The following is a 1553-nucleotide window of genomic DNA, read 5'->3' as shown; positions in this document are numbered from 1 at the left end:
TAAATTCTCAAAATTTTTTTAGTCCCTACTTGACACAAGAAGACCTCTCCCGTTTCGGCCGTGAGTATGCACAGATGGGACTGTACATCGAACATTACTTTGAGGAAAAGGGTATCCGGTTCATTGCGGTAGCCGAAGGAATCGACTCCAAGAAGGGATTGGACAACCTGATGCTGCCCATGACCAATGTCATCAACTCACTCTATGCGCGGCAGGCTTCCACCAAAACAAAAGCAGCACACCGGGCGCGGGCGGGCAGTGGAATGTTCATTGGCAGCCGCGCGCCTTTCGGTTACCAGAAAGACCCTGATGACCGACATCACCTAATCGTTGATCCCGAAGCGGCTGAGGTGGTCAAAAGCATTTCCCAAATGTTTGCCGACGGCATCGGTTATGTGCGTATGACAAAGATTTTGCGTGGGAAGCAAATCCTTAACCCGCAAGCGTACTTCAACCAGAATAACCCTGACTACTATAAAAACAGCGACTACTGGCGAAAGCCCTTTGACTGGCACGCTACTTCTGTGCGGGCAATTTTGAACAATCCCGTATACCTTGGCAAGATCGTATTCGGACGCACAAAGACCAAGGGCTTCTTTGATAAGCACCGCATTGCGGCAGATGAATCGGAGTGGGTCGTGTCGGAGGACACACACGAACCGCTCATCACTCAGGACCTGTGGGATACGGTGCATCAGATGATGCAGGCTCGGCGCAGAGAAAACTGCACCGGCGAGGTACAGCCCTTTGCGGGACTGGTGAAGTGCGCTGACTGCGGCTCCTCGCTGAATGTCAGCTATGACAAGAGAAAGGGGCGATATACCGGCTTCTCCTGCTGGGTATACAAAAACTATGGCAAAGAACGCTGTACCTCTCATGCGATTGGTTGGAAAACGCTGAACCAGTTAGTGCTGGAGGACATCCGCCGCAATGCGCTGGACGCGCATCGCCATGTGGCGGATTACATGGATATGCTGCTTGCCATTAAGGAGGAACGGCAGAAGGAGGACATCGACCGCAGCCGCCGTGAGTTAAAAACGATAGACAAACGCATGGACGAGTTAAACAAAATACTTAACAAGCTCTATGAGGATGCGGCATTAGAGAAAATCAGCGAGGAACGCTATCAGGCCATGGCTCCAAAGTACGAACGTGAACAGATCGAACTGCGCGGTAAAAGGGACGCGCTGACCGCGGAACTTGCCCGGAATGACGAAGTCTACAACAATATCCAGCAATTCATCCCTCTGATTTGGAAGTACACCAACATTCAGGAATTGACACCGTATATCCTTAACGAGTTGATCGAGAAGATCGTGGTACACGAAAAGGAAATTGGTGCGGACGGCGTAAAAACCCAGCAAGTGGACATCTACTATAAGTTCATCGGTCTTATCAACCAGAAGGCAGAAGGCGGTTGCAAGGGGGAAGTTGTCAAAGTGAAAAGGACAGAGATAGAGAACCAGCCTGTTTAACGGAAGGGGGTGTCGGCAGAAAGCCGACACCCCCCTTTTTTTAATTCACGCGAACGGCATACTTCATGCGATTTCCAT

1 protein-coding gene is annotated in these 1553 nt (G+C 50.5%); it reads left to right on the top strand.

Annotated features, from left to right (window positions below):
* The first annotated feature begins 29 nt into the window (after window positions 1-29).
* Window positions 30-1475 carry a recombinase family protein gene (locus tag ACLTX1_RS12540; protein ID WP_412331070.1) on the top strand — a complete coding sequence of 482 codons (1446 nt, stop codon included), beginning with the start codon at window positions 30-32 and terminating at the stop codon, window positions 1473-1475.
* The last annotated feature ends 78 nt before the right edge of the window (window positions 1476-1553 follow it).

This window comes from Hominenteromicrobium sp. (genome assembly GCF_046974225.1).
GTDB classification, from domain to species: domain Bacteria; phylum Bacillota; class Clostridia; order Oscillospirales; family Acutalibacteraceae; genus Hominenteromicrobium; species Hominenteromicrobium mulieris.
This window is presented reverse-complemented; position numbering and strand designations above follow the sequence as displayed.